A 22748-nucleotide genomic window follows, 5' to 3' on the forward strand; every position below is an offset into this window, starting at 1 on the left:
GTATCTCCTTGGTGTTCGGTGAGTTAGTGATGCGCAGTGTAGGCGTCGCACGATTGAATGAATCGCTTAAAATTCAATCTGCTTTTAACCTGGAGTTAAAGATGGTCCATTCGCCTGATCTGAGTTTCTTTAGGGAAATCGTGAAGCAGGGCAGCCTCTCTGCGGCGGCGCGCGAAATGGGCGTTACGCCGGCCTCCATCAGCAAGCGCCTGAGCAGGCTGGAGGCGGAACTGGGCGTGCCGCTGGTGCTGCGCACCACGCGCCGCCTGACGCTGACGGACGAAGGGGAACTGTTCCACGCCAATGCAGTGCGCCTGCTCAGTGAACTGGAAGATATGGAGCGGCTCATTTCCGCGAATCGCGCGGCGCCCAAAGGACTGTTGCGGGTGAATGCGCCGCTGGGCTTCGGCCGTACGTACATCACGCCCCTGGTGTCACGCTTTGTGCGCAAGTATCCGGAAGTGGAAGTACAGCTCCAGCTGAGCGATCATCCAATCAGCCTGGTGGACGAAAATTTCGACATCGGCATCCGCTTCGGCGAGATTCCGGACGCCCGCCTCGTGGCGCGCAGGATCGCCGCCAATCGCCGCCTGGTCTGCGCGGCGCCCGCCTATCTGAAGAAGCACGGCGTGCCCAACGTGCCGCACGACCTGGTACACCACAACTGCATCGTGCTGCGCCAGAATGACGCGGCCTACGGCACCTGGCGCTTCTCGCGCGGCAAACAGTCCGAAACGGTGAAGGTGCGCGGCACCTTGAGCAGCAACGATGGCGAGGTATGCCTGAACTGGGTGCTCGATGGACATGGCCTGATGCTGCGCGCCGAGTGGGATATTGCCAAATACGTCAAGACTGGCCGATTGCGCATCCTGCTGGACGACTACGCCACGCCGGATGCGGACATCTATGCCGTTTCGGCCGAGCGCCAGGCCCGCTCGCCCCGGGTGCGCGCCTTCACCGAATTCCTGGCCGACAGCTTCGCGCAATTCGCAGGTCCCAGCTGGTAGCGGAAAACCGCAAGATTCTTCAAGAAGTGGCGATTCCTCGTGCCCATACTGGCGGCACTTGCAACAAGGAGGACGCCATGATCGATCTGCGAAGCGATACCTGCAGCCAGCCCACGGAGCCGATGCGGCAGGCAATGGCCTACGCGCCCGTCGGCGACGATGTGTACGGCGACGACCCCACGGTGAAGGCGCTGGAGCGAGAAGTCGCGGAGCTGCTGGGCAAGGAGGACGCGGTGTATATGGTGTCCGGCACCATGACCAACCAGGTCGCGATCCGCGCCCATACGGAGCCGGGCGACTCAGTCCTGTTCGATCAGAATGCCCACGTCTACATTCTCGAAGGCGGCGCACCGTCGGCCTATGCGGGTGTGCTGCCCCGATTGCTGCCGGGCGTGCGCGGCATCTTCAGCGCGACAGACGTGGAGGAGGCGCTGGGCGTGCCGCACCGCTTCTTTCCGGCCACGGTGCCGTCGCCCGTCAAGCTGCTCTGCCTTGAGAACACGCACAATATCGGCGGTGGGAAGATCTGGCCGCTGGAGCGGTTGAAAGAAGTCTGCGCCTGTGCGCGCCGGCGCGGCCTGCAGCTGCATCTGGATGGCGCACGCCTGTGGCATGCCACCGCCGCCACCGGCATCCCCGAGCGCGAATATGCGCGGCATTTCGACACCGTCAGCGTCTGCTTTTCAAAGGGGCTGGGCGCACCGGTTGGTTCCGCCCTGGCCGGGCCGCGCGATTTCATTGCCCGCGCGCGCCGCTTCAAGCAGCAGATCGGCGGCGGCTTCCGCCAGGCGGGGATTATCGCAGCCGGTGCGTTGTATGCGCTGCGGCATAACCGCGAGCGGCTGGTGGAGGATCACGAACATGCCAGGCTGCTGGCGCATGGCATCGCGGATCTGCCGGGCATTCATGTGGATGTCGCCGGTGTGGAATCGAACATCGTGCGCTTCGGCGTTTCGTCCATGCCCGCCGGCCTGTTCGTCGACGCGCTGCATCGGCGCGGCCTGCATGTGCTGCCTTACGGGAAGGATGGCGTGCGCGCCATCCCCTATCTGAACATTTCTCGCCAACAGATCAGGGAAGCGGTGGAGATCATCGCCTCGGTCGCAACTCAAGGAGCTTAGTTTCATGGATCGCCGCAGTTTTGTTAAAGCCGCTGCATTTGGACTGGCCGCAGGCCTGATGCCCGGCCTGTCCTTCGCCGCAGGTGACGCCATCCGTCCCTTCCGCGTCAACGTTCCCGAAGCCGATCTGCGCGATCTGCGAAGGCGCATTGCAGCGACCCGCTGGCCCGAGGCGGAGGCGGTCGCCGACGCTTCACAGGGCGTGCAACGCGCCACGATGCAGGCGCTGGCGCGCTATTGGGAAAAGGAATATGACTGGCGCAAGGTCGAGGCAAGGCTGAACGCGCTGCCGCAGTTCCTGACCGGGATCGACGGCCTGGATATTCACTTCATCCATGTTCGCTCGAAGCACGAGAATGCGCTGCCGCTGATCGTGACGCACGGCTGGCCGGGATCCATCATCGAGCAGCTGAAGATCATCGAGCCGCTGGTCAATCCCACTGCCCATGGCGGCAGCGCGGCGGACGCGTTCCATGTGGTGATCCCGTCGATGCCTGGCTATGGCTTCTCCGGCAAGCCGGCAAAGACAGGCTGGGACGGCAACCGCATCGCGCGCGCGTGGGCGGTGCTGATGGAGCGTCTCGGCTACAAGCGCTATGTGGCGCAGGGCGGCGACTGGGGCGCCATCATCACGGACCTGATGGCGGTGCAGGCGCCTGCGGGCCTGATCGGCATTCACTCGAATATGCCGGGCGCGGTGCCTCCGGATATCGACAAGGCGCTCCGCACGGGCAATCCGGCGCCGGCCGGGCTCTCCGAAGAGGAGCAGCACGCATGCCAGCAGCTCGATTATGTGTACAAGCATATCGGCTACGCACGCATCATGGGCACACGTCCGCAAACGCTGACCGGGCTGGCGGATTCGCCGGTCGGCCTGGCGGCCTTTCTGCTCGATCACGATGCGCGCAGCCTGGAACTGATCTCGCGGGCCTTCGCCGGACAGCCGGGCGGCCTGTCGCGCGATGATGTCCTCGACAATATTTCCCTGTTCTGGCTGACCAATACGGCGGTATCGGCGTCCCGTCTTTATTGGGAGAACAAGACGACGGTGTTTGCGGCCAAGGGGGTCACGTTGCCCGTTGCCGTCAGCGTGTTCCCGGATGAGATCTATCTGCCGCCGCGCAGCTGGGCCGAGCGCTCATATCCAAAACTCATGTATTACAACAGGGTGGAGAAGGGCGGTCATTTCGCGGCCTGGGAGCAGCCTGCCCTGTTCGCCCAGGAGCTGCGTGCAGGTTTCAAAGCCCTGCGTACATAAGGCGTAGAATGAAGTTTTGCAGGACGGCTTTATGGACGCATCCTCCGTTCGCCCGCGCAACCGGGTCAAGGCGTGGCGGGACAAGGTTTTGCCCGACACGCAATTCCTGCGCGCCGAGTACCTGGCACACCGCTTCCCGCCGCATGTGCATGAGGAGTTCGCGATAGGCTTTATCGAGCGCGGTGCCCAGGCCGCGGTGATGCGGGAGCACAGCCAGCAGGTGCTCATGCCGGCCGGGACGATCTGCGTGATCAATCCCGGTGAATTCCACGAGGGACGGGAGTTTTCCGACATCGGCTGGGATTACCGCATGATCTATATTTCGCCCGAGGACCTGGATTCGCTTTTGTCTGCCGACGGCCGCTCGCCGCTGCATTTCCCCGAGCATGTGATCGATGATCCGGATACGATGATGGCCATCAGGATGGCGCACCAGAGCGCGGAATCGGGTGACGCGTCCCTGCTGGAACAGAGTTCGCGGCTTACTTTCGCGCTCAATCAGCTGGTGTCGCGGCACGCGCAGAAAGGGCGCGGCCGGCGAACGCTGCTCGCCATGCCAGGCGGCGTGAAGCGGGCGCGCGAGTATATCGATGCGCATATCGGCTCGAATCCCACGCTGCAGGAAATTGCCGATGTGGCGGGCCTGAGTCCTTTCCATCTGCTGCGCGAATTCAAACGCGTGATCGGCCTCGCCCCGCACGCCTACCTGATGCAGCGCCGCGTGGAGCACGCAAAGCGCCTGCTTCTCGGCGGGCGCCCGCTGCGCACCATCGCCATCGACCTGGGTTACGCCGACCAGTCCCACCTGAGCCGCGAAATCCGCCGCTTCTACGGCGCCCCGCCCAGCGCCCTGCATCCCTAGCCGCCGCCACGCGATTTGCACAAAGTTTGCTCCAGCTCAAACAGCGCATCGCAAGCTGAGGATAAGCTGCGCACTCCAACGGCATGTGGAGGAGCGCGCGGTGCAGCTGAAATATGTCCCCTTACTCTTGATTATCGTCGCTGTGATCTCCTTCTTCATCGGCGAGGGCGGCAGGCTGGATCGCGACGTGCAGTTTGTCGGACTGATCACCGTTATCGGCATGCCGATCGCGGGCATGGCCATGCACAAATGGCTGGCGAAGTGCGCCGCTGCGACGGCCGTTCTGTTGGTCGCAACCGTCTTCTCGCTCCTGGGCGACCAATCCTTCAAGTCAGTCTACAGCGACTGCCTCGCCAACAGCGAGCGCCTGCACTGGTCCCTCGCCAAATATCACGTCGAAAACGGCCGCTACCCCGAAAGCCTCGACCGCCTGGACGTCGTCCTGCCCTGCGGCCGCGCCACCAGGGCCAGTCTGCTCCGCTATAAACGATCCGGGGACAGTTACGAACTCCTTCTTAACGCCTCCGTCCCGCAGCGTGCCCTCCCAGATCTGGCGACAGCGGAAGAATCTGGGAATTGATCAATCTGGAAAACTCTATCTGCGCAGACCGAAGATCATGGGTCATTTGCAGATTCAACCAGAATTCGGCACTAGTGTTGAAGTAACGAGCAAGACGCAGCGCCGTTTCCGGTGAAACGCCGCGCTCGCCTCGAACGATTTCGTTAATTCGTGCGGGCGTAACGTTGAGTGCCTGCGCCAGTGCGGTGGCAGACATATCCAATGGCTCCAGAAACTCTTCCTTAAGCACTTCGCCTGGATGCACGGGCCGCATTCGGTTTGTGGACATCGTGACCTCCTAATGATAATCAATTATCTCGACATCAGCTGGCCCATTCGCAGTCCAGCGAAAACATACCCGCCATTGCGCGTTGATGCGAATGCTGGCTTGCCCGGCGCGGTCACCCGTGAGCATTTCCAGCCGATTCCCTGGAGGTGAGCGCAAATCCCATAAATCGAGCGCGGCATTCAGCATCGCCAGCTTACGCTGTGCAACGAATTCGAAATTTGCGAATCGAGCAACGCGCTTTCCGTTAAAGAGGTCGCGTGTATGGGAGCACGAAAACGATTGGATCATGCTTCCCTCTTCGGGAATTTGTGGATATCTTATCGTATATCGAGTTTCGATACGTAGTCATGACGTGCGTCAAAACAAATAGCTTAGGCGGCGCGTTGTGCGGCCGGGACGTGGAGAGGGGCGGGCCGGGCCGGGCGGTGGGCGGAAGCCTGGAGCAGGATGCGGGCGCCGGTGCGTTCGGCGGCGTGCAGCAGGCTGGCGGCCGTGGAGTCGACGGCGGCCTGCTTGACGACGATGTTCACATTCAGCGCGGCAGCCTGCGCGAAAGCTTGCGTAAGGTCGGCGGTGGACGCATCGTGCAGGGTGCTGATGCGGATGGCGTCAACGCTTGCGTGTCCGAGCACGGACGATAGCTGCGCGACGGAGCCGACCTTCACCGCGATACGGAAGCCGTTGCGGCGGTAATTGTCGGCCACGTAGTTGAGCATCCAGTTCTGGCGTGCGTTCACCGCCGGCAGTTGCAGCACCACCTGGTCGACGGGCAGGTCCAGGCCATCGAGGATGCGGCGGAAAGCCATGCCGTGATTGCTGCTGACGGCGCTGAGCAGGCGGTCGTGGACGTTCAGGTAGAGCGTGTGCTGGCCCGCGTCCGCACGGCGGAAGAAGTTGATGGCATGGAGCATGCGGCACAGGCGGTCCAGTTCCACGGATTCGTTGTCGCTGGCGGCGCCGTCGAGGAATTTCCACAGCGGCAGGCCCTGGTCCTCTTCGGCGATGGCGCGCACGCGGCCCGCGTAGCCCGCGACTTCCCCCGTGCCCAGTTCGCGCAGCGGATAGAACTCGCTGCCGAGACGCGTATTGAAGATGCGTCCTTCCACTTCGCCGTCGGCGCCGATGCTGAGGCTACTGGAAGGCGATGCACCGGACGCCAGCCGGTCCAGATATTCTTGCAGCGCGGGATGGCTCATTCGTTGAACTCCTGAAGATACTGAGGGGCCCAGTCTACGTTGCCTGCGGGGCGAAAGGGAACGAAGCATTGTTCATATCCATTTGCGAAATATGTACATGGACTTGACCTCGGAGGTAATGGATTATGTGCGCCGCGCTTCCTACAATCGGAAGCATGAAAACCTTACGCATACTCATTCTGGTGGCGATGGCGTGGGCGCTTTATGCGCTGGCAGCGTCCGTCGCTCACGCTCAGGCAACGGCGGCCGGCAGGCATGCTGCCGCGCAGTTGGAAGTCCGGCGCATCAAGGCCAACGAGCTGCTACCTGCAGCGCGGCTCGTGCTCGATGGCGGACTGCGCGAATTCAACTGGACGCGCGAGGAGTCCCTTGACTATCTTGTGCAGTACATCGGCCTCACGGAAGCGGAGGCACGGCGCGAGCTGACCGCCGCGGAGCAACGAGCGCGCGCCGGCGCGGGCAGAGGCGCGCGATGAAGCGTCTGACCGCACTGGCCTTGCTGGCGCTGTGCACATGCGCCTTGGCTTCGGATCACCTGGATACGCCGCAGGTCATCGCCGATCCGCGCATCGATATCGGCGATATCTATGCGTGGCCATCGGCCGATGGGCTTAGGCTCAATCTCGTGATGACCATCGTTGGACACAGCTTTGCGCGGGACGTGGATTACATCTTCCACGTGGACAGCGGCGCGCGCTATGGCGCGACGACGGCGAGCGTCGATATCGTTTGCCGGCTGGCGGGCGAGATGGCGTGCAATACGGGACGCGTGTTTGCGGGACTGCGCGATGATCCTTTCTTCAATAACGTAAAGGGCTCGCGTGATGCGTTCAACTATGCGGCTGCTGCGCTCAGGGCGGGCGTGCGGCGGGACCAGGCCGGGTGTCCGCTTTTCAGCGTTGAGCAATCGCGCGAGATCCTGGAGCGCTGGCGGCGCACTGATGGCGGTCCAGCCGCCAATTTCCTGAAGGGGTGGACGCCTGCAACTATCGTGGTGTCGGTCGACCTGGCTCAGGTGAATCGCGGCGGCCCGCTGCTGGCCGTGTGGGCGGAGACTTCGATCAGGGACAAGCGTATTGACCGCATGGGGCGTCCGCTGACCGGCAATGCCTTGCTGGCGCCGCTGGAACCGGACGAGATCAGCGATGCGCTGAAGATGCGCTATAACGAAGCCACGCCATATGCTGCTGCGGAATTCGTGCCGGAGATCGAGAAATCGCTGGCCTTGTATGACGGGTACGACGGCCAGTGCGGCAATCAGCTGATGGCCGACTTGCAGCCACCCGAGCGCCGGTATCGCCGACTGGCGGAGCTGTTGGCGGACGACCGCCTTTGGATCAACAGCGCTGCGCATGGGTGCACGCAGCTGTTTGCCGTAGAGATGGCGGCGGCCGGCGATGCACGTTACCGCGACGATTGCGGCGGGCGGGCGCTGGATTATGACGCGTCCAATGTTTATCGATCATTGCTGGCGGCAGGGGCGAATGCTGGCGTGGACGATGGCGTGCACGCGGATGATGTCGTGCATTCGAACGAAGTGTTCCCATACGTGGCGCCGCCGCGGGGCGAGTATCGTGGCCAATAGCTTGGCGGCGGTTGCGCTGGCCGCGTGCGCGGCTCTGGTGGCCGGGCCGGCGACGGCGCACGATTTCTGGATTCAACCAGACCGGTTCTTTGTGTCTGTAGGGGACGTCGTGCGGCCGGCTCTCCTGGTCGGGCATGGCGAAGAACGTCAGCACTCGCCGCTGCCGGCGCGGCGCATCCTGCGCTACGAGGTTGTGGCCCCCGATGGCAGCAGCGTCGATCTGCGCAGCGGCGCGGCCCGCCTGGCAGGTGACGGCGTGCACCTGCTCGTGCTGGAATCCGACGACCAGGCGCAAAGCCATCACCCTGCCGCACGCTTCAACGCTTACCTCTTTGCCGAGGGGCTGACGGCCGTGATCGCGCACCGCGAACGCTACCGGTTGGCGGGTGAGCCTGGGGCGGAGCGCTATCGCCGCGTGGCGAAGGCGCTCATCGTGGCCGGGATGCCAACAGCGGGCGGGCAGGGCGCCGCAATGCGCGCACTCGGGCTGCCATTAGAGATTGTGCTGGAGCGCCGGCCGGACGCGCGGAGCGCGAATTCCGGTTGGCGGACGGGGCACGCGGAGCTGATGGACGCGGCGGAGCCGGCGGAGGAGGTGGCGGCGCGCGTGCTGTACAAGGGCCGGGCGCTGGGCGGCGCGCTGGTCAGGCTGACCGACCTGGCGCATGATGAGGAGCCGCTGGCGGCCGCGAGGACTGACGACGAGGGCCGTGCGCGGTTTGCGATGCCCGAAGGCTGCGGCAGCTGGCTGCTAAGCGCGGTGTGGTCGGAGCCGTCGCAGAGAGGCGACGGCATCGACTACGAAACCATCTTCTCCAGTCTGAGCTTCGCGCGCGGCGCGAACTGCCAGGCCAGCGCGAAAACGGTGACGAAGCCGATGGAGGACAGCACGAGCCACGGCAGCGCGGGCATATTGAGCGCGCGGGCGCGGTCGATCAGGTAGCCGCTGGCGGTATAGCCGAACAGGCCGCCCAATGCCAGCCCGAAGCGGCTCAATCCGATATAGCTCGCACGTGCCACCCTGGCCTGGGCAAAGCGCGCCACCAGCGCCTCGCGCGCCGGATCGGCGAACAGACTGCCGATATAAAACACGGCGACGACCGCAAACACGCCAAACGTGCCGCGCGCCAGCGACAGCAGGGCGATACTGCAAGCCATCACGGCCACGCCTGCCGTCAGGCGCGACTCCAGGCTGAAGTGGCGCTCGGCCAGCCGCGCCATTGGATACAGCAGCGATACCGCCAGCACTGCTTCCATTGCATACATCCACGCCACCGACTGCGCCGAGCCGGAAAGCTGCATCAGCAGCACCGGCACGCCCAGCATCAGCTGCGTTTGCAGCACGTAATAGCCGCTCAGCGTCAGTACCAGCGAGACGAAGGGCTTGTCGCGCAAGGGCGTGCGCATCGCCGTGAAGGCGCTGGTGCCCGGCGTGGACGTGCGATAGGACGGGAGCAGCACGGCATTGGCCAGCGCCGCCAGCACAAACAGCGCACAGCCGCCCAGCGCGGTCCAGCGAAAATCGAAACCCAGAAGGAAGGTGCCGAGCAGGGCGCCCAGCACACCGGCCACGCATTCCTGCATGATCAGCCGCGAGTAGAAGCGGGGGCGCTCGGAAGGTCGCACCAGCTTGACCACCAGCGCACCGCGTGCCGGATCAAACAGGCTGCCACCGAGGCCCGACAAGACGAGGGACACCATCAGTTGCATCGGCGTGGCCGCAAATCCCATCAGCGCAAAGCCGGAAGCGCGCAGCAGCATGCCCAGCACGATCAGTGGCTTGCCGCCGAAGCGGTCCGTCAGCGAACCGCCGAACAGGGCGAGACCCTGCTGCGACACCTGCCGCACGCCGAGCGCAAGGCCCACCGCGGCGGCGGCCCATCCCAGCTGATCGACAAAGTGCAGGCCGATGAGCGGAAAGACAACATTGAAGCCAGCCACCACGAGCGCGCTATCCAGCATGATGAAGCGCTTGCCCAGCGTCCTTGCCCTGTTAGATCCGACCACGATGCCACTCCCGATATCCGCCTGAACTTGATATTAGTTTCTTTCAAGCCATAATAGAAGCTGGCAACGCCACATATTTCATATTGGATTTCCTTATGTCTCTGAGCCTCGATGATTTGCAGCTGCTGCTCGATATCGTGGAATCCGGCAGCTTCAGCCAGGCCGCCGCCCAGCGCCGCTGGTCGCAGCCGCAGGTCAGCCAGCGGGTGGGGGGCACTGGAGGAACAGCTGGGGGTGCAGCTATTCCAGCGGCACCGGCGCGGCGCTTCGCCCACGCCCGCCTGTCTTACCTTCCTGCCCGCCGCGCAGCAGGCGCTGGCCGCCATCGAGTCCGGACGCCAGGCCATCCAGGGCGCGCCTGCCCTGCCGCAGATCTGGCTGGCCTGCGTGCCCTCGCTGGCGCCGCTCTTCTTCGGTCCCATCCTGCTGGAACTGGCCAACGCGCCGATGGAAATCCGCTGCACCTCCGACCACTCGCCCGTGATCATGGAAATGCTGTTGACCGGCCGCGCGCAACTGGGCTTCGTGCTGAAATGTCCCGCGATTGCAGGAATCCAGATGGAGCGCGTGATCCTGTCTCCCATCGTGGCCGTGGTACGGCGTGGCCATCCGCTGGCGAAACGGCACAAGCTCACGCTGGCAGACGTGGCGAACGAGCAGCTGGCGCCGCAGTTCTGGAGCGATGAAATCCGCGAGCTGATCGCCCTGCTGCGCACCTGGCGCACGGTGCCCAGTCCCATCCACGCCATCCAGCCTTCAAGCGCCGCGATCGAACTGGCGCTGGAACACGGCTTCCTGACGTTCATGCCGGAGATTGCGGCGGCCAAGCAGCTGAAGGATGGCAGCCTGATAAAGCTCGATATCATCGACCTGCCGCGCTGGGAGTGGGAAGCCATGGTGGCCTGGCGCAGCGGCAAGCGGCCGGATGAGAGCAAGCAGACCGTCCTGCGCGTGGTACGCGAGATGGCGGCGCGCTGGGCCTCGGCGCGCTAGAATGTCGCGATCATGAAAAAACTTCTACTCGGTTTGCTAATGCTTTGCGGACTGGCGCAGGCGCAGCCCGCCGGCGACTACCATCAGCATTTGTTCAGCCCAGCGGTGGCGGAAACGATCAAGGTGCCGCCAATTTCGGCGGCGGACCTGGTCGCCCTGCTGGACGACGCGGGCATCAAGCGCGCCACGCTGCTCTCCGTGGCCTACACCTTCGGCAGTCCGAAGCGCAGCTTCCCCGACGAACTTGAGCGCGTGCGCGCCGAGAACGACTGGACCGCCGCGCAGGCGGCGAAGTATCCCGGCCGCCTGATTGCCTTCTGCAGCTTCAATCCCCTGAAGGATTATGCGCTGGACGAACTGGCGCGCTGCGCCGCCCATCCCGGCCTGAAACACGGCATCAAGCTCCACTTCGGGAATTCGGACGTGCAGCTGGAGCTCCCCGCCCACGTCGAAAGGCTGAAACAGGTCTTCCAGGCCGCCAATGAGCACCATATGGCCATCGTCGTGCACATGCGCGCCTCGATCTCGCAGAAGCGTCCTTACGGAGCGCAGCAGGCGCGCATCTTCCTTGAGCAGCTGTTGCCGCAGGCGCCGGATGTAACGGTGCAGGTGGCGCACTTTGCCGGCGCCGGTCCCGGTTATGACGATCCGGCAGGCGAGGAAGTGATGGGGGTGCTGGCCGAAGCAGTGCAGCAAGGCGATCCGCGCACGCGCCACTTGATGTTCGACATTGCCAGCATCCCGGATGGCAAGCTGACGAAGGAGCAGGAGCAGCGCCTGGTGGCACGCATCCGCCAGGTTGGGGTTTCGCGTGTGCTGTATGGTTCGGATGCGGCGACGGGCGGCAACTTGCGTCCGCGCGAAGGCTGGGCGGCGTTCCTGTCGCTGCCGCTGACGAAGGAAGAGGTGGCGACAGTGAGCGCCAACGTGCCGCCTTACTGGCGGTGAAAAGGAATCAGTGAGGGAAGGGGCGCGCGGTTCGGCGCTGTTCCGGGTAGGCGAGCACGCGCAGGATCACGTTGCGCGGCACCTGCATGGTCTGCATATAGATCCACGCGTTGGCGGCGCCGTGCATGGCGTGCAACTCAATGCCCTTGTCGACCTGGACGGCCAGTGCCTGGTTGTATCGCGTATCGCTCATGTGCCGCCTCGTAACCGGAAGTATGGGATGGGTTGATTATCCGGCAAACTGGTCTGCGGTACAAGCGCTGAGGAAGCCGATAATGGCTTCGTTGACGGCTTCCGCATCCGTGATCGGCCCCATGTGGCCGCCGGCCGTCTCCATGAAGGAGCCGTTGGGCAGGGCAGCAGCCAGCTGCTCCGCCACGCGGCGCGTGGAGGATGGGCCTTTGCGGCCCGCCATCACCAGCGCGGGCAGTCCAAGCTGCGCCGCATCATCCAGCGTGGCCGGTTCGCCCAGCAGGGCGATGAAGTCCAGCTTCACTTTCGCGATCTGCGACATGAAGCGCTGGCGCTGAATATCCGGCAACGCATCAAACACGCCCGGGCGGTTCCAGTAATCGATGAAGATGCGCGTGGCGTCTTCTTCCCTTTCCGCTGCGGCGATGGAGCCGGCGAAGGCTTCGATTTCCATGCGGGCCGCGTCGTTGCGCTGCAGCAGATGGAAGGCGACCGGTTCGAATACCGTCAGCGACAGCACGCGTTCGCGCAGTTGGCGCGCCAGGCGCAGTGCCGTCGCGCCTCCGTAGGAATGGCCGACCAGATGGAAAGGCTCGCCTGCGTCCAAGTGGGAAGCAAGCGTCGCCGCGACGGCATCCGCCTCATGCGCCAGCGTATAGCCGGCTGCCGCAGATTCCGTAGGGAAAGCAGATTTTCCATATCCCAATAAATCCAGGGCGATGAAGCGGTACTGTTCACTGTGGGCGGCCATCAGGGCGGACCACTGGTTGCGGGAGCTGAGGGAGCTGTGCAGCAGGACGACGGCAGGTTTCATTTCAGGGTGGAATCAACAGCAAAGCCCGCGATTATACCCGGGACGCCGGACCCGGCATTGTCGGAAATCCTTACAGTCGAGAAAGTGCATATTTGATTTAGCCTATTACTAAAAGGCGTATCCTTCAGTGGCACGGAACCTGCTTTAACCGTCGGTATCTGGACGGGAGGTCACACGTGATAATGGAACGGTCCGCTTTGCCTGCGTTGTTGCTGACGCTGCTGCTGGGCTTGCTCATGCAAGCCATGCTGGCCGGCGCCCGCTTTGCAACGGAGCAGGGCGAGTGGCTCTACCGTGCGCTGTACCTGATCGCGCTGGCTTTTAATCTGGGTGCTGTGCGGCGCGTGAATCCGCCAAGCTTCTTCAGCGCCTGCGTGTTGCTGGCGCCGATGGTGCTCACGCTTGTGGGCACCTCGCTCGTTGTCGAGGATAAAGGCCACGCGACCGTCATGCTGCTGGTGCTGCCGCTCGCGCACGCGCTGGTGGCAGGCTACTTGTGCGTGGCCGCGCCGCAAGCGTTACGGCATTAATCTTCGCTAGCGGGCGCTGGCGATCCTGTCGCGCAGGTCAAGCGCAAGGCGCGCGGCTCGCAATGTAACGACATCCACTTTGGGCGGAATGCTGACAGGCGGCTTGCTGCTCCATCGCTCGCGTCCCGCCTCGGCAGGCGGCAGCGTGAAGTGTTCCTTCACCACCAGTTTCTCGGTGGGCGCCGGCAGTGGCGTGGCCTGAACGGTTGTCAGCGCCTCGCAAGGCTTGTCGGTCAGCATGGTCGTGCCGTTCTGGTCTTGGCAGCGGTAGATATCGTTCTGCGCCGGCGCGCTGCTCGCGGCCAGCAATAATGCAGCCGCGCAAAGCGCACCGCGGATGGCTGTGCGTTGCATGGTTCACCTCCTTTTACGTCGGTGAGACCATTCTGCGCGGGGTGGCTAAGGGGCTCTGTTCGTCACTTCACTTGCGCTTGTAGGCGCACATCCCATGCTGGAATTGCCTGGCGCCAGAAGTCCTCGATACTGTCCGCCTTTATTTGCAGGCCGAGAAAATGCGCTGCGGGAATCAGTGCTGTGGCAAGTAGGGTTTCGGCGGAGGCGCCCGTGTCGAAAGCCTGCGCGCCCGTTTGCTTCGAGAGTTTCTCGCCACCTTCATTCACCACGACAGGCACGTGCAGATAGCGCGGCTGTGGAAGGCCGAGCAATTCCTGCAGGTAGATCTGGCGCGGCGTGGAATCGAGCAGGTCGGCGCCGCGCACGATATCGGTGATGCCTTGTGCGCCATCGTCGACCACGACGGCCAGTTGATATGCCCAGAAGCCGTCGGCGCGGCGGATCACGAAATCGCCGACTTCCTGCGTGATGTCCTGCGTGATATGGCCGAACCAGCGGTCATCGAAACCGATCACGCAGTGCGGCTCCTGCGGTGTGCGCAAGCGCAATGCGCGCGGCACGCGGCCCGGTGCAAGGCCGAGGCGGCAGGTGCCGGGTAGACCAGGGCGGCGTTGCCGGTATGGCCGAGGCGCAGTTGCGAGTCCGCGATTTCCTTGCGCGAGCAGCCGCAGGGATAGATATTGTCGGCCAACTGCTTCAGGGCTTCCTCGTAGAGGTGCTGGCGCCTGGTCTGCCAGGTTACTTCGCCATCCCACTGCATGCCGCAACGCAGCAGCGACTGCAGGATGTGCTGGTCCGCGCCCTCCACGTTGCGGTCGCGGTCCAGGTCTTCCACGCGCACCAGCCACGCGCCGCGATGCACCTTCGCATCCAGATAGCTGGCCATCGCGGCGACAAGGGAGCCCTGATGCAGCGGGCCGGTAGGAGAGGGCGCAAAGCGGCCGATATAAGGCATGTGAGACGTCATAGCCCCAGTATACCTTGCGTCCCGCCCCACACCGTGGGCACACCCTGGGGTCAGATCCGACATTCGGACATTCACTTTGATAGCTATTGTCAGTGCGGGCGTCGTTCGGTAATTTTTGATGATGAGCCCGATTCAAAAGTTGCAGCGTCTTTGTAGAGGAGAAAAGCGGCACTAGGGCTGTGCTCGTGTCCGAATGTCGGATCTGACCCCATGGTGCGGCGCACATTTTTCGGGGAGGCAAATCGCATACAATGCGCTCGCGGCGCTGCCGCCGCCATCAATTCACCTCATCGGATTATCAAAACAGCATGCAGAAAATTATCCCGACTCTGATTGCCTCTTTGTTCGCCACGAGCGTCGCCACAAGCGTTGCGGTGGCGGCCGCGCCGAAGGCGGCGCTGCCGCAAGTGCAGGAAGCGCCGTTGCGCGGCCACCTTGCTTTCCTGTCCAGCGACTTGCTGGAGGGACGTGGCACCGGACAGCGCGGCGGCGAGCTGACCGTGTCCTATCTCGAAAACCAGGCGATGGCCGCAGGCCTGAAGCCGGCCAATAACGGCAGCTACCGCCAGCTGGTGAAGATCGCCGGCGTAAAGACTGATGCCGCCGCTAGCACGCTGCGCCTGGAAGCCAATGGCGCCGCAGTGCCTTTCAGCTTCGGCAAGGACTGGGTCTATGCCCCCGGCGACGCGCAGGCGTCGCACAGCTTCAACAGCGATCTGGTTTTCGTCGGCTACGGCATCAATGCATCGGAAGAGGGGTGGGAACGATTTCAAGGGCCAGGATCTGAAGGGCAAGATTCTCGTGATGATGGTCAACGATCCGCAGCCGACCGCGGAGCAGCCGAACCGCTTCGGCGGCAAGGCGCTGACCTATTACGGCCGCTGGACCTACAAGTTCGAGGAAGCCGCGCGCCAGGGCGCGAAAGGCGTGCTGCTGATTCATACGACGGAATCCGCATCCTACAACTACAGCGTAGTGCAGAACAGCTGGGCCGGCGTGGAACGCTTCCAGCTGGCGCAAGGCACGCCGGGCACGGAGCTGCAGGGCTGGATCACGAATGAAACCGCGCAGGCCCTGTTCAAGGCTGCCGGCCAGGACCTGGATGCGCTGCGCAAGGCCGCCGAGAACAAGGACTTCAAGCCCGTGCCGCTGAACGTGAAGCTGGCCGGCGACATGAAGGCCGAGGTGCGCAATGTGGACCAGTACAACGTGGCAGGCGTGGTGCCGGGCACCGATCCGAAGCTGAAGGCGGAAGTCGTGATCTATTCTGCGCACTGGGACCACCTGGGCAAGCAGGGCGAGGGCAAGGACAATATCTTCAACGGCGCCGTGGACAATGCGTCCGGCACCGCGGCGCTGCTGGCGATGGCGCAGGCAGCCGTGCAGGCGCCTGCCAAACGCTCGCAGATGTTCTTGTGGGTGGCAGCGGAAGAACAGGGCCTGCTGGGCAGCTCGGCCTATGCGGAGGCGCCGTTGTGGCCACTGGATAAAACGGCTGCCGCCCTGAATCTGGATTCGCTGAACTGGATCGGCGTGACGCGCGATATCGGCACGGCGGGCAGTGAGCGCACGGACTTGCGCAAGCTGGCCGAGGCGACGGCGAAGTCCATGCATATGGTGCTCGCCGAGGAGCAGCCGGATTTGAGCGGCGGTTACTTCCGCAGCGATCACTTCAGCTTTGCCAAGGTTGGCGTGCCGGCGTTCTCCGTTGGCGCGGGACGCGATTATCTGGGGGACAAGGAGGCGGCGAAAGTCAAGAAGGAGGCTTACCGCAAGTCTTATCATCAGGTGTCGGATGAATATGATCCGTCGTGGAACCTGGCGGGGATGACGCAGCAGGCGCAGTTCACGCTTAACCTGGGACGCGCGGTGGCGGATGCGCCCAGGATGCCGGAGTGGCGGGCGGGGGATGCGTTTGGGAAGGCGCGCTTGAAACCCTGAGGCGAAACCCTGGTGGCAGGCACCAAGGTGCCAGCCACCTGTTCGAAGTCCGTGGCCGCAATCAGGTGGCTGGCACATCGTGCCTGCCACCAGCCTTTGGGGTGGGTTCTCAGGCCATCAAGCGCCGCGACGCGCGGTTGCGCCGCTCTTCATTCTTCAGCGTCTCCACCATCGTCTGCTGCACGAACTCGATGTGATGGCAGGCCGCGCGGGCGGCGGTGTCGGTGCGGCGTTCGCGCACGGCGTCCCAGATCGCGCGGTGCTGCACCTTCAGCTGCTGCCACAGTTCGGGACGCGCATTCAGATACTCCAGGTTACTCTGCACATGCCCCTGCACCACTTTGTGCAGACTCGCGCTCAGGTGGCCGATCAGCACATTGTGCGACGCCTCGGCGATGGCCTGGTGGAAGGCCACGTCGGTGCTGATGCAGGTTTCCATATCGTCGTTCTCGAAAGCTGACTCCAGCGCCTCGTAGCAGACGCGGATGCGTTCGATGTCCTCGTCGGTCGCGCGTTCGGCCGCCAGCTGGGCCGCCTGGCCTTCCAGCATATGGCGGAATTCCAGCATGTCGCCGTGGATGTTCGGGTGGCCCTTCAGCATCTGCTGCCAGGGGTCGACAAACGGCGCTTCCATGAAGTCGGTTACAAACGTCCCGCCGCCGTGGCGCGTGACGAGCAAGCCCTTGGCCACCAGCGCCTGCAGCGCGCCGCGCAGTGAAGGGCGCGACACGCCCATTGCCACTGCCAGCTCGCGTTCGGCGGGGAGGCGGTCGCCGGGCTTCAGCGAGCCCTCAAGAATTCGTGTTTCCAGTTCGTTCGCGACAACGTCCGAAAGGCGGGCCGCCGCAGGCATGCGAGAGGTCATAAATGTGCGTCTGGTTTGCGTTTTATTAGTGGTATTACCAATAAATCGTAACGAACATTCACCGCACGGTCAAGAAAAACAATTGACCCTTAAAAATAGATGGTTTATATTGTTTTGCCAATATTGAAGTGGTATTACCAGTTGTCCATAACGAAAAAATCACCGAAGAGGAGAGTCCCCGGATGAAGTTGCACCCTGTCGCCGCCGCAGTGTCGATCGCACTGCTCAGCATCAGCCATACGGCCTACGCCGCCGACCCAGAGCCAGCGCAAGAAAGCGGCGCGCAGGCAGCCGAATCACCAATGCAGGTTGTGGACGTGACGGGTATTCGCGCGTCCAAGCAGAAATCGCTGGACCGCAAGAAGAACGCCAGCATCAACCTGGAAGCCGTTTCGGCGGAAGACATCGGCAAAATGCCGGACAAGAATATCGCCGACGCCGTGCAGCGCCTGCCAGGCGTGAACGTGGGCGCGACTTCCGCCGGCCAGTTCGACGAAGCGGAGCGCGTGTCCCTGCGCGGCTCGTCGCCCAACCTGACCCTGACCCTGCTGAACGGCCATGCCGTGAGCAGCGGCGACTGGCACGTGGCCGACCAGACCAGCAGCGGCCGCAGCGTGGGCTTCGCCCTGCTGCCGTCCGAACTGGTTAGCCAGGTCCTGGTGTACAAGACCTCCCAGGCCGATATCGTTGACGGCGGTCTGGCCGGCACCGTGGACATCATCTCCCGCAAGCCGCTGGACTTCAAACAGCCGTTGACCCTGGAAGCGTCGATCGGCGGCGTGTACGCCGACCTGCCGGGCAAGACCACCCCGCAATTCTCCGCGCTGGCCAATTGGAAGAACGCCGACAACACGCTGGGCGTGCTGGTGCAGGGCTTCTCCGAAGAGCGCAAGCTGCGCCGCGACTCGCAGGAACACCTGTGGTGGACCGCGATCTCGCCGACCAGCGCTGCAGCCAAGGCCCATCCTGAACTGGCCAACGCGCGCTACTCTGGCCTGATCGGTTCCGCCCTGTTCGAAGGTGAGCGCAAGCGCCAGGGCGGCCTGGTGTCCGTCGAGGCGAAGCCGAACCGCGATCTGACCCTGGGCGTGACCGGCATGTATTCCAAGCTGGAAGCGGAAAACTACAACCGCAACCACATGCAGTACTCGCGCGCCATGCTGGGCACCGGCGACGGCGTGCAGAACTTCCAGTACACGCTGAACCCGGCCAAGAATGTCATCACTTCGCTGAACATCCCGAACCCGGGCCCGAACTACGCGGCAGAAACCACCGAGAGCTTCGTGCGCAACGGCGCCAGTTCCACGTCCTCTTTCCTGGACCTGAACGCGAAGTACCGCGTGAACGAGCGCCTGGAAGTGAAGGGCCAGGTCGGCTACACCAAGGGTGAAGGCCGCACGCCGAAGCAGTCCTCGCTGGAAGTGATGACCTATAACAGCGGCCTGTCGTACAACCTGCACGGCATCGACAGCGCGGCGGACGTGAGCTACTCCAGCCTCGATCCGTCCAAGCTGGATGCCAACACCAAGCTCTCCGGCGCGGGCGGCACCAGCATCCGCACCACCGACGACGAGCGCAATGCGCAGGTCGATGCGACCCTGTCCACCGACTGGGGCATCGTCAACAAGCTGAAATTCGGCGCGCGCGCGTCCGACCACAACCGCGAACTGCGCCAGGTGGCGCCTGGCCTGAACGCGGGCGTGGGCCTGCCGACCTGGGGTGGCCAGACCTATCCGGGCGACTTCGGCCAGGGCCTGGGCGGCAAGTTCCCGACCAATGTGTGGCAGATCGACCCGGCCACGCTGGAGCAGTGGAAGGATGCCAATATCGACGCCGATCCGGTACGCCGCGAACTGCTGCGCTCCGAGTTCACGCTGAAGGAAAAGATCAACGCGGCCTACGTGATGGCTGAAGCGGAGGAGGGCAAGTGGTCCGGCAATATCGGCGTGCGCGCCGTGCAGACCAAGGACGATGTGCAGCTGTACGTGCCCGTCGCCGCAACCCTGTGCGCACCGCTGGCGCCTTGCTCCGTGCCGGGCGCGATCAACACTTCGATCTACGGCACCTACTACAAGCAGGACGTGAGCAACAAGCACTTCAACCTGCTGCCTAGCCTGAACGTGCGCTATGAGTTCGACCGTGACCTGATCGCCCGCTTCGGCGCGAACCGCACCCTGTCCCGTCCGAACTACTCGGATATCGCAGGCGGTATCTCCTCCGTGGACAACCTGACCCACAAGGCGACCGGCGGCAACCCCAACCTGAAGCCGATCAAGGGCGACAACGTGGACGCGTCCCTGTCCTGGTACTTCGCGCCGCGCGCGCTGCTGTCCGCAGGCGTGTTCGCATCGAACCTGCATGACTACGTGAAGTTCGGTGAAAGCGACATCCAGCTGTTCAACACCAACACCGGCGCGCTGGAAACCTACCGCCTCACTTCGCCGGGCGCCATCTCGGCCAAGCTGCGCGGCGTGGAACTGGCTTGGGAACAGCCGATCGGCGCGGGCTTCGGCTTCAACGCGAACTACACCTATGCCGATTCCAAGGATGGCGAAGGTGCGCGCATGCTGGGCCAGTCCAAGCACACCTACAACGTGGGCGGCTACTATGAGAACGACCGCTGGAGTGCACGCCTGGCTTACAACGGCCGTTCGGACTACATCATCGCCATCGACCGCGTAGGCCCGACCATCCACGCCGACGACTTCGCGACCCTGGCTGCCTCGCTGCAGTACAAGATCAACGAGCATGTGTCGCTGTCGCTGGACGGTGTGAACCTGAACGACCCGATCTCCAAGAACTATGTGCGCAGCAAGGATGAACCGCACTCGTTCCGCCGCAACGGCCGCCAGTACTACTTCAACGTGCGCGTGAAATACTGATGAAAAGCCAGTCGCCGGGATCTACGCAAAGGCTGGCGTCCCTGGACGCCTTCCGCGGGTTCACCATTGCCAGCATGCTGCTGGTGAATAATCCCGGCGACTGGAGCAATCTTTACTCCCAGCTGGCCCATGCACACTGGAACGGTTGGACTTTCACCGACTGGATCTTTCCCTTCTTCCTGTTCATCGGCGGCGTGTCGATGACGTTCTCGCTCGGCCGCCAGGCCGAAGCCGGCGCCGACAAGGGCGCCTTGCTGCGCAAGCTGTTCAAGCGCGCAGCCCTGATTTTCCTGATCGGACTTGCGTTGAACTTCATTCCGAAGTTCGATCCTGCGACCTTGCGCATTCCCGGCGTGCTGCAGCGGATCGCGCTGTGCACCGCGCTGGCGGCGCCGCTGGTCGTGTATTTCAACTGGCGCCAGCAGCTGGCGTGGATCGCCGGGCTGCTGTCGTTCTACAGCATCGCGATGCTGGCCGTGCCGGTGCCCGGCGCGGACGGCGTTGTCGCCGCGGGCCTGCTCGAGCCGGGCCGCGATGTCGGTGCCTATATCGACCGCCTGTTCCTGACCGGCCATATGTGGGTCCAATCCAAAACGTGGGACCCGGAAGGCCTGTTCACCACCATTCCCGCGCTGTGCAGCCAGCTGTTCGGCGTACTCACGGGCCGCTGGCTGCTGGCGCGGCGCGCGCCGGCCGAGACTACGGTGTGGATGCTGATAGCAGGCCTGGCCGCGCTGCTGGCCGGCGCGGTGCTGGACGTGGTGCTGATGCCGATCAATAAGAGCTTGTGGACCACGTCCTACTGTGTCTTCATGACCGGTTGGGCGCTCGTCATGTTCTCGGTTTTCTATTGGCTGCTGGACGCTGCGCCGGCCACCGCGCTGCGCGCCGCCGTCGCCCGCCGTACGAAGTTCTTCACCATCTACGGCATGAATGCGCTGTTCATTTTCGCACTCTCCGGCCTGGTGGCGAAGATGATCGGTTTCTTCAAGCTGGGGCCCGTGCTGTATGCGCCGATCAAGGCGCTGCCGCTGGAGCCGCAGGCTACGTCCCTGCTGTATGCGCTGGGCTTCAATGCCGTGATGTTCGCGGTGGCCTGGTTCATGTGGCGCCGCCGCTGGTTCGTCAAAGTATGATGCATATCGCTCCCGCACTGCTGCAATGCCACCCGGACGAAGCGGATACCTCGCCGCTGTACGTGCAGGTGGCGCGCAAGCTGGGGGAGCTGGTGCGCACAGGCCATTATGCGCCGGATGTGGCGCTGCCGCCGGAGCGCGTGCTGTCCGAGTGGCTGAACGTGTCGCGTGTGACGGCGCGCAAGGCGCTGGACCAGCTGGTGGAGCAGGGCCTTGTTGTGCGTCGCCGCGGCTCGGGCACTTATATCGCGCCCCAGGTCGGATCGCCGCATTTCTCCGAAGCGGTGGGACAGAGCGGCGCGGATGCCAGCACCGTGTGGCTGAAACGCGCGCTTGCGGGCGCCACCGCCGAGGAGCAGTTTGCGCTTGGTCTGGCTGATGGCGCTTCCGTGGCGCGAGTCGAACGCTTGCTGGTCGCCGATGGTGTGGTGATGGCCTATGAGATTGGCGCCGTGCGCGCGGCCATGCTGCCGGCGCCGGATTCGCTGCTGGACTCGCTGGACGAGCACCTGGCGCGCACCGGCTACGCGCTTGTCCGCACCGTCCAGCACATCCGCTCCATGAATTCGGACGCTGTCGTCGCCGGCCTGCTCGGCCTGACCGCCGGCGACGCGGTGCTCTTCATCAAGCGCGTTTCCTACGACGCCTCCGGCCAGGCGCTGGAGCTGGCCCATTCCTACTGCCGCAGCGACCGTTACGATTTCGTGGTCGAGATGCGGCGCGCCCGCTAGCGTTGCGGCGCGGGCAGCAAGTGCCCGTGTATCTCAGCGGTCAGCTTGTCGATGCGCGCGGTCAGTTCAGTATTCTGCTTCAACAGTTCCATCATCTGCGCTGAATGGTGCGCGGCAGTGATGGCCAGCGCTTCGCGGTGGCGGGCGTCGGCGTCGGCATGGGCCTTGTCGCGCTCGGCCTGTCGCGTTTGCGCCAGCAGGATCAGCGGCGCCGCGTAGGCCGCCTGCACGCTGAAGGCGAGGTTGAGCAGGATGAAGGGGTACTGGTCGAAGTGCGCGAGGCCTAGCACATTGGCTGCGATCCAGAGTATGACGCCGATCGTCTGCGCGCCGAGGAAGAGTGGCGTGCCGAAGAAGCGGGCAAAGGCTTCGGCGCGCAGCCCGAAGACGTCGCTGCCGAAGGCCTTGCTCAGGTGCTCGTGCTGGCGGTGAAAGCGCAGGTGGTCGGAATGCTGGTTGGGCGTGGTACTCATGATGCGCTCCGCAAGTTGGGACCGTACCACTATACCGC

At 63.7% G+C, this 22748-nt stretch carries 22 protein-coding genes and 4 pseudogenes; 16 read left to right on the forward strand and 10 right to left on the reverse strand.

Translation table 11 applies throughout. The annotated features are described in order from the left end of the window. Positions 1–101 precede the first annotated feature (101 nt). The 5 genes from ACHMW6_RS07070 to ACHMW6_RS07090 all read left to right on the forward strand — a co-directional run bounded on the left by ACHMW6_RS07070 (position 102) and on the right by ACHMW6_RS07090 (position 4828). On the forward strand, positions 102–1007 hold the full coding sequence (locus tag ACHMW6_RS07070) for a LysR substrate-binding domain-containing protein (protein WP_395406410.1): 906 nt from the start codon (positions 102–104) through the stop codon (positions 1005–1007). 77 nt (positions 1008–1084) lie between these two features. After that, positions 1085–2128: a threonine aldolase family protein gene (locus tag ACHMW6_RS07075; protein ID WP_395406411.1), complete on the forward strand. Its 1044-nt coding sequence runs from the start codon at positions 1085–1087 to the stop codon at positions 2126–2128. A 4-nt stretch (positions 2129–2132) separates the two neighbouring features. Further along, a complete protein-coding gene (locus ACHMW6_RS07080) occupies positions 2133–3386 on the forward strand; it encodes an epoxide hydrolase family protein (RefSeq protein WP_395406412.1) in 1254 nt (417 codons plus the stop codon). A gap of 31 nt (positions 3387–3417) precedes the next feature. Further along, positions 3418–4248 carry an AraC family transcriptional regulator gene (locus tag ACHMW6_RS07085; RefSeq protein WP_395406413.1) on the forward strand — a complete coding sequence of 277 codons (831 nt, stop codon included), beginning with the start codon at positions 3418–3420 and terminating at the stop codon, positions 4246–4248. A gap of 100 nt (positions 4249–4348) precedes the next feature. Next, positions 4349–4828 (forward strand): hypothetical protein, encoded by a 480-nt coding sequence (locus tag ACHMW6_RS07090; RefSeq protein ID WP_395406414.1) that lies wholly within the window; start codon positions 4349–4351, stop codon positions 4826–4828. Here the strand turns inward: ACHMW6_RS07090 and ACHMW6_RS07095 are convergent. The 3 genes from ACHMW6_RS07095 to ACHMW6_RS07105 form a co-directional block, all read right to left on the reverse strand. Continuing rightward, positions 4764–5096: a HigA family addiction module antitoxin gene (locus ACHMW6_RS07095; RefSeq protein ID WP_395406415.1), complete on the reverse strand. Its 333-nt coding sequence runs from the start codon at positions 5094–5096 to the stop codon at positions 4764–4766. The two genes, ACHMW6_RS07090 and ACHMW6_RS07095, sit on opposite strands and share 65 nt — an antisense overlap. Before the next feature lie 9 nt (positions 5097–5105). Then, positions 5106–5384, reverse strand: a complete 279-nt coding sequence (locus ACHMW6_RS07100) for a type II toxin-antitoxin system RelE/ParE family toxin (protein WP_395406416.1) — start codon at positions 5382–5384, stop codon at positions 5106–5108. A gap of 83 nt (positions 5385–5467) precedes the next feature. Further along, positions 5468–6292: a diguanylate phosphodiesterase gene (locus ACHMW6_RS07105; RefSeq protein WP_395406417.1), complete on the reverse strand. Its 825-nt coding sequence runs from the start codon at positions 6290–6292 to the stop codon at positions 5468–5470. Positions 6293–6447: 155 nt separating this feature from the next. Between ACHMW6_RS07105 and ACHMW6_RS07110 the strand changes: the two genes are divergently transcribed. From ACHMW6_RS07110 to ACHMW6_RS07120, 3 genes and pseudogenes are all read left to right on the forward strand, one after another. Beyond that, on the forward strand, positions 6448–6768 hold the full coding sequence (locus ACHMW6_RS07110) for a hypothetical protein (protein ID WP_395406418.1): 321 nt from the start codon (positions 6448–6450) through the stop codon (positions 6766–6768). Continuing rightward, the gene (locus ACHMW6_RS07115; protein ID WP_395406419.1) at positions 6765–7877 is read left to right on the forward strand and encodes a DUF4331 family protein; all 1113 of its coding nucleotides are present in this window, start codon (positions 6765–6767) and stop codon (positions 7875–7877) included. Before ACHMW6_RS07110 ends, ACHMW6_RS07115 begins: the two co-directional genes overlap by 4 nt. Further along, a pseudogene (locus ACHMW6_RS07120) lies at positions 7810–8634 on the forward strand (DUF4198 domain-containing protein); the annotation flags it as partial. The gene ACHMW6_RS07115 and the pseudogene ACHMW6_RS07120, both read left to right, overlap by 68 nt. Positions 8635–8675: 41 nt before the next feature. On the opposite strand, the gene ACHMW6_RS07125 reads toward ACHMW6_RS07120, so the two are convergent. Then, on the reverse strand, positions 8676–9884 hold the full coding sequence (locus ACHMW6_RS07125) for an MFS transporter (protein WP_395406420.1): 1209 nt from the start codon (positions 9882–9884) through the stop codon (positions 8676–8678). Positions 9885–9979: 95 nt separating this feature from the next. On the opposite strand from ACHMW6_RS07125, the pseudogene ACHMW6_RS07130 reads away from it, so the two are divergent. The 3 genes and pseudogenes from ACHMW6_RS07130 to ACHMW6_RS07140 all read left to right on the forward strand — a co-directional run. Beyond that, positions 9980–10081 (forward strand): annotated as a pseudogene (locus tag ACHMW6_RS07130) (LysR family transcriptional regulator); the annotation flags it as partial. A gap of 37 nt (positions 10082–10118) precedes the next feature. Then, the gene (locus tag ACHMW6_RS07135; protein ID WP_395406421.1) at positions 10119–10877 is read left to right on the forward strand and encodes a LysR substrate-binding domain-containing protein; all 759 of its coding nucleotides are present in this window, start codon (positions 10119–10121) and stop codon (positions 10875–10877) included. Between the two features lie 12 nt (positions 10878–10889). Next, positions 10890–11825 carry an amidohydrolase family protein gene (locus ACHMW6_RS07140; protein WP_395406422.1) on the forward strand — a complete coding sequence of 312 codons (936 nt, stop codon included), beginning with the start codon at positions 10890–10892 and terminating at the stop codon, positions 11823–11825. A gap of 7 nt (positions 11826–11832) precedes the next feature. On the opposite strand, the gene ACHMW6_RS07145 is transcribed toward ACHMW6_RS07140, so the two are convergent. Next, entirely contained in the window at positions 11833–12018 is a 186-nt protein-coding gene (locus ACHMW6_RS07145; protein WP_395406423.1) for a hypothetical protein, read from the reverse strand. Between the two features lie 36 nt (positions 12019–12054). Then, positions 12055–12831 (reverse strand): alpha/beta fold hydrolase, encoded by a 777-nt coding sequence (locus ACHMW6_RS07150; RefSeq protein ID WP_395406424.1) that lies wholly within the window; start codon positions 12829–12831, stop codon positions 12055–12057. A 182-nt stretch (positions 12832–13013) separates the two neighbouring features. On the opposite strand from ACHMW6_RS07150, the gene ACHMW6_RS07155 reads away from it, so the two are divergent. After that, positions 13014–13361, forward strand: coding sequence for a hypothetical protein (locus tag ACHMW6_RS07155; RefSeq protein WP_395406425.1), 348 nt, complete (start codon positions 13014–13016; stop codon positions 13359–13361). Positions 13362–13367: 6 nt separating this feature from the next. Here ACHMW6_RS07155 and ACHMW6_RS07160 read toward each other — a convergent pair whose 3' ends face one another. Next, positions 13368–13715, reverse strand: coding sequence for a DUF4124 domain-containing protein (locus ACHMW6_RS07160; RefSeq protein ID WP_395406426.1), 348 nt, complete (start codon positions 13713–13715; stop codon positions 13368–13370). Between the two features lie 62 nt (positions 13716–13777). After that, a pseudogene (gene gluQRS / locus ACHMW6_RS07165) lies at positions 13778–14682 on the reverse strand (tRNA glutamyl-Q(34) synthetase GluQRS). Between the two features lie 308 nt (positions 14683–14990). Here gluQRS and ACHMW6_RS07170 point away from each other — a divergent pair. Then, positions 14991–16623: pseudogene (locus ACHMW6_RS07170) on the forward strand (M28 family peptidase). Positions 16624–16732: 109 nt separating this feature from the next. On the opposite strand, the gene ACHMW6_RS07175 reads toward ACHMW6_RS07170, so the two are convergent. Further along, on the reverse strand, positions 16733–17488 hold the full coding sequence (locus tag ACHMW6_RS07175; protein ID WP_395406427.1) for an FCD domain-containing protein: 756 nt from the start codon (positions 17486–17488) through the stop codon (positions 16733–16735). Positions 17489–17670: 182 nt separating this feature from the next. Between ACHMW6_RS07175 and ACHMW6_RS07180 the strand changes: the two genes are divergently transcribed. Genes ACHMW6_RS07180 through ACHMW6_RS07190 form a run of 3 tightly spaced genes read left to right on the forward strand, consistent with a single transcriptional unit; the run spans position 17671 to position 22237 of the window. Continuing rightward, complete coding sequence (locus tag ACHMW6_RS07180) at positions 17671–20370, forward strand: TonB-dependent receptor (protein ID WP_395406428.1); 2700 nt, start codon at positions 17671–17673, stop codon at positions 20368–20370. After that, positions 20370–21506 (forward strand): acyltransferase family protein, encoded by a 1137-nt coding sequence (locus ACHMW6_RS07185; RefSeq protein ID WP_395406429.1) that lies wholly within the window; start codon positions 20370–20372, stop codon positions 21504–21506. The genes ACHMW6_RS07180 and ACHMW6_RS07185 overlap by 1 nt, the downstream gene beginning before the upstream one ends. Beyond that, complete coding sequence (locus ACHMW6_RS07190) at positions 21503–22237, forward strand: GntR family transcriptional regulator (protein WP_395406430.1); 735 nt, start codon at positions 21503–21505, stop codon at positions 22235–22237. The genes ACHMW6_RS07185 and ACHMW6_RS07190 overlap by 4 nt, the downstream gene beginning before the upstream one ends. On the opposite strand, the gene ACHMW6_RS07195 is transcribed toward ACHMW6_RS07190, so the two are convergent. Next, on the reverse strand, positions 22234–22710 hold the full coding sequence (locus ACHMW6_RS07195) for a DUF1003 domain-containing protein (protein WP_395406431.1): 477 nt from the start codon (positions 22708–22710) through the stop codon (positions 22234–22236). The genes ACHMW6_RS07190 and ACHMW6_RS07195 overlap by 4 nt on opposite strands. Positions 22711–22748 lie beyond the last annotated feature (38 nt).

This window comes from Pseudoduganella sp. UC29_106, assembly GCF_044055365.1.
Lineage (GTDB): Bacteria > Pseudomonadota > Gammaproteobacteria > Burkholderiales > Burkholderiaceae_D > Rugamonas.

Bases quoted from the DNA above. Each gene is read 5' to 3' on its own strand.
- ACHMW6_RS07070 (WP_395406410.1), top strand. From the start codon at position 102: ATGGTCCATTCGCCTGATCTGAGTTTCTTTAGGGAAATCGTGAAGCAG.
- ACHMW6_RS07075 (WP_395406411.1), top strand. From the start codon at position 1,085: ATGATCGATCTGCGAAGCGATACCTGCAGCCAGCCCACGGAGCCGATG.
- ACHMW6_RS07080 (WP_395406412.1), top strand. From the start codon at position 2,133: ATGGATCGCCGCAGTTTTGTTAAAGCCGCTGCATTTGGACTGGCCGCA.
- ACHMW6_RS07085 (WP_395406413.1), top strand. From the start codon at position 3,418: ATGGACGCATCCTCCGTTCGCCCGCGCAACCGGGTCAAGGCGTGGCGG.
- ACHMW6_RS07095 (WP_395406415.1), bottom strand. From the start codon at position 5,096: ATGTCCACAAACCGAATGCGGCCCGTGCATCCAGGCGAAGTGCTTAAG.
- ACHMW6_RS07100 (WP_395406416.1), bottom strand. From the start codon at position 5,384: ATGATCCAATCGTTTTCGTGCTCCCATACACGCGACCTCTTTAACGGA.
- ACHMW6_RS07105 (WP_395406417.1), bottom strand. From the start codon at position 6,292: ATGAGCCATCCCGCGCTGCAAGAATATCTGGACCGGCTGGCGTCCGGT.
- ACHMW6_RS07110 (WP_395406418.1), top strand. From the start codon at position 6,448: ATGAAAACCTTACGCATACTCATTCTGGTGGCGATGGCGTGGGCGCTT.
- ACHMW6_RS07115 (WP_395406419.1), top strand. From the start codon at position 6,765: ATGAAGCGTCTGACCGCACTGGCCTTGCTGGCGCTGTGCACATGCGCC.
- ACHMW6_RS07140 (WP_395406422.1), top strand. From the start codon at position 10,890: ATGAAAAAACTTCTACTCGGTTTGCTAATGCTTTGCGGACTGGCGCAG.
- ACHMW6_RS07145 (WP_395406423.1), bottom strand. From the start codon at position 12,018: ATGAGCGATACGCGATACAACCAGGCACTGGCCGTCCAGGTCGACAAG.
- ACHMW6_RS07150 (WP_395406424.1), bottom strand. From the start codon at position 12,831: ATGAAACCTGCCGTCGTCCTGCTGCACAGCTCCCTCAGCTCCCGCAAC.
- ACHMW6_RS07155 (WP_395406425.1), top strand. From the start codon at position 13,014: ATGGAACGGTCCGCTTTGCCTGCGTTGTTGCTGACGCTGCTGCTGGGC.
- ACHMW6_RS07160 (WP_395406426.1), bottom strand. From the start codon at position 13,715: ATGCAACGCACAGCCATCCGCGGTGCGCTTTGCGCGGCTGCATTATTG.
- ACHMW6_RS07175 (WP_395406427.1), bottom strand. From the start codon at position 17,488: ATGACCTCTCGCATGCCTGCGGCGGCCCGCCTTTCGGACGTTGTCGCG.
- ACHMW6_RS07180 (WP_395406428.1), top strand. From the start codon at position 17,671: ATGAAGTTGCACCCTGTCGCCGCCGCAGTGTCGATCGCACTGCTCAGC.
- ACHMW6_RS07185 (WP_395406429.1), top strand. From the start codon at position 20,370: ATGAAAAGCCAGTCGCCGGGATCTACGCAAAGGCTGGCGTCCCTGGAC.
- ACHMW6_RS07190 (WP_395406430.1), top strand. From the start codon at position 21,503: ATGATGCATATCGCTCCCGCACTGCTGCAATGCCACCCGGACGAAGCG.
- ACHMW6_RS07195 (WP_395406431.1), bottom strand. From the start codon at position 22,710: ATGAGTACCACGCCCAACCAGCATTCCGACCACCTGCGCTTTCACCGC.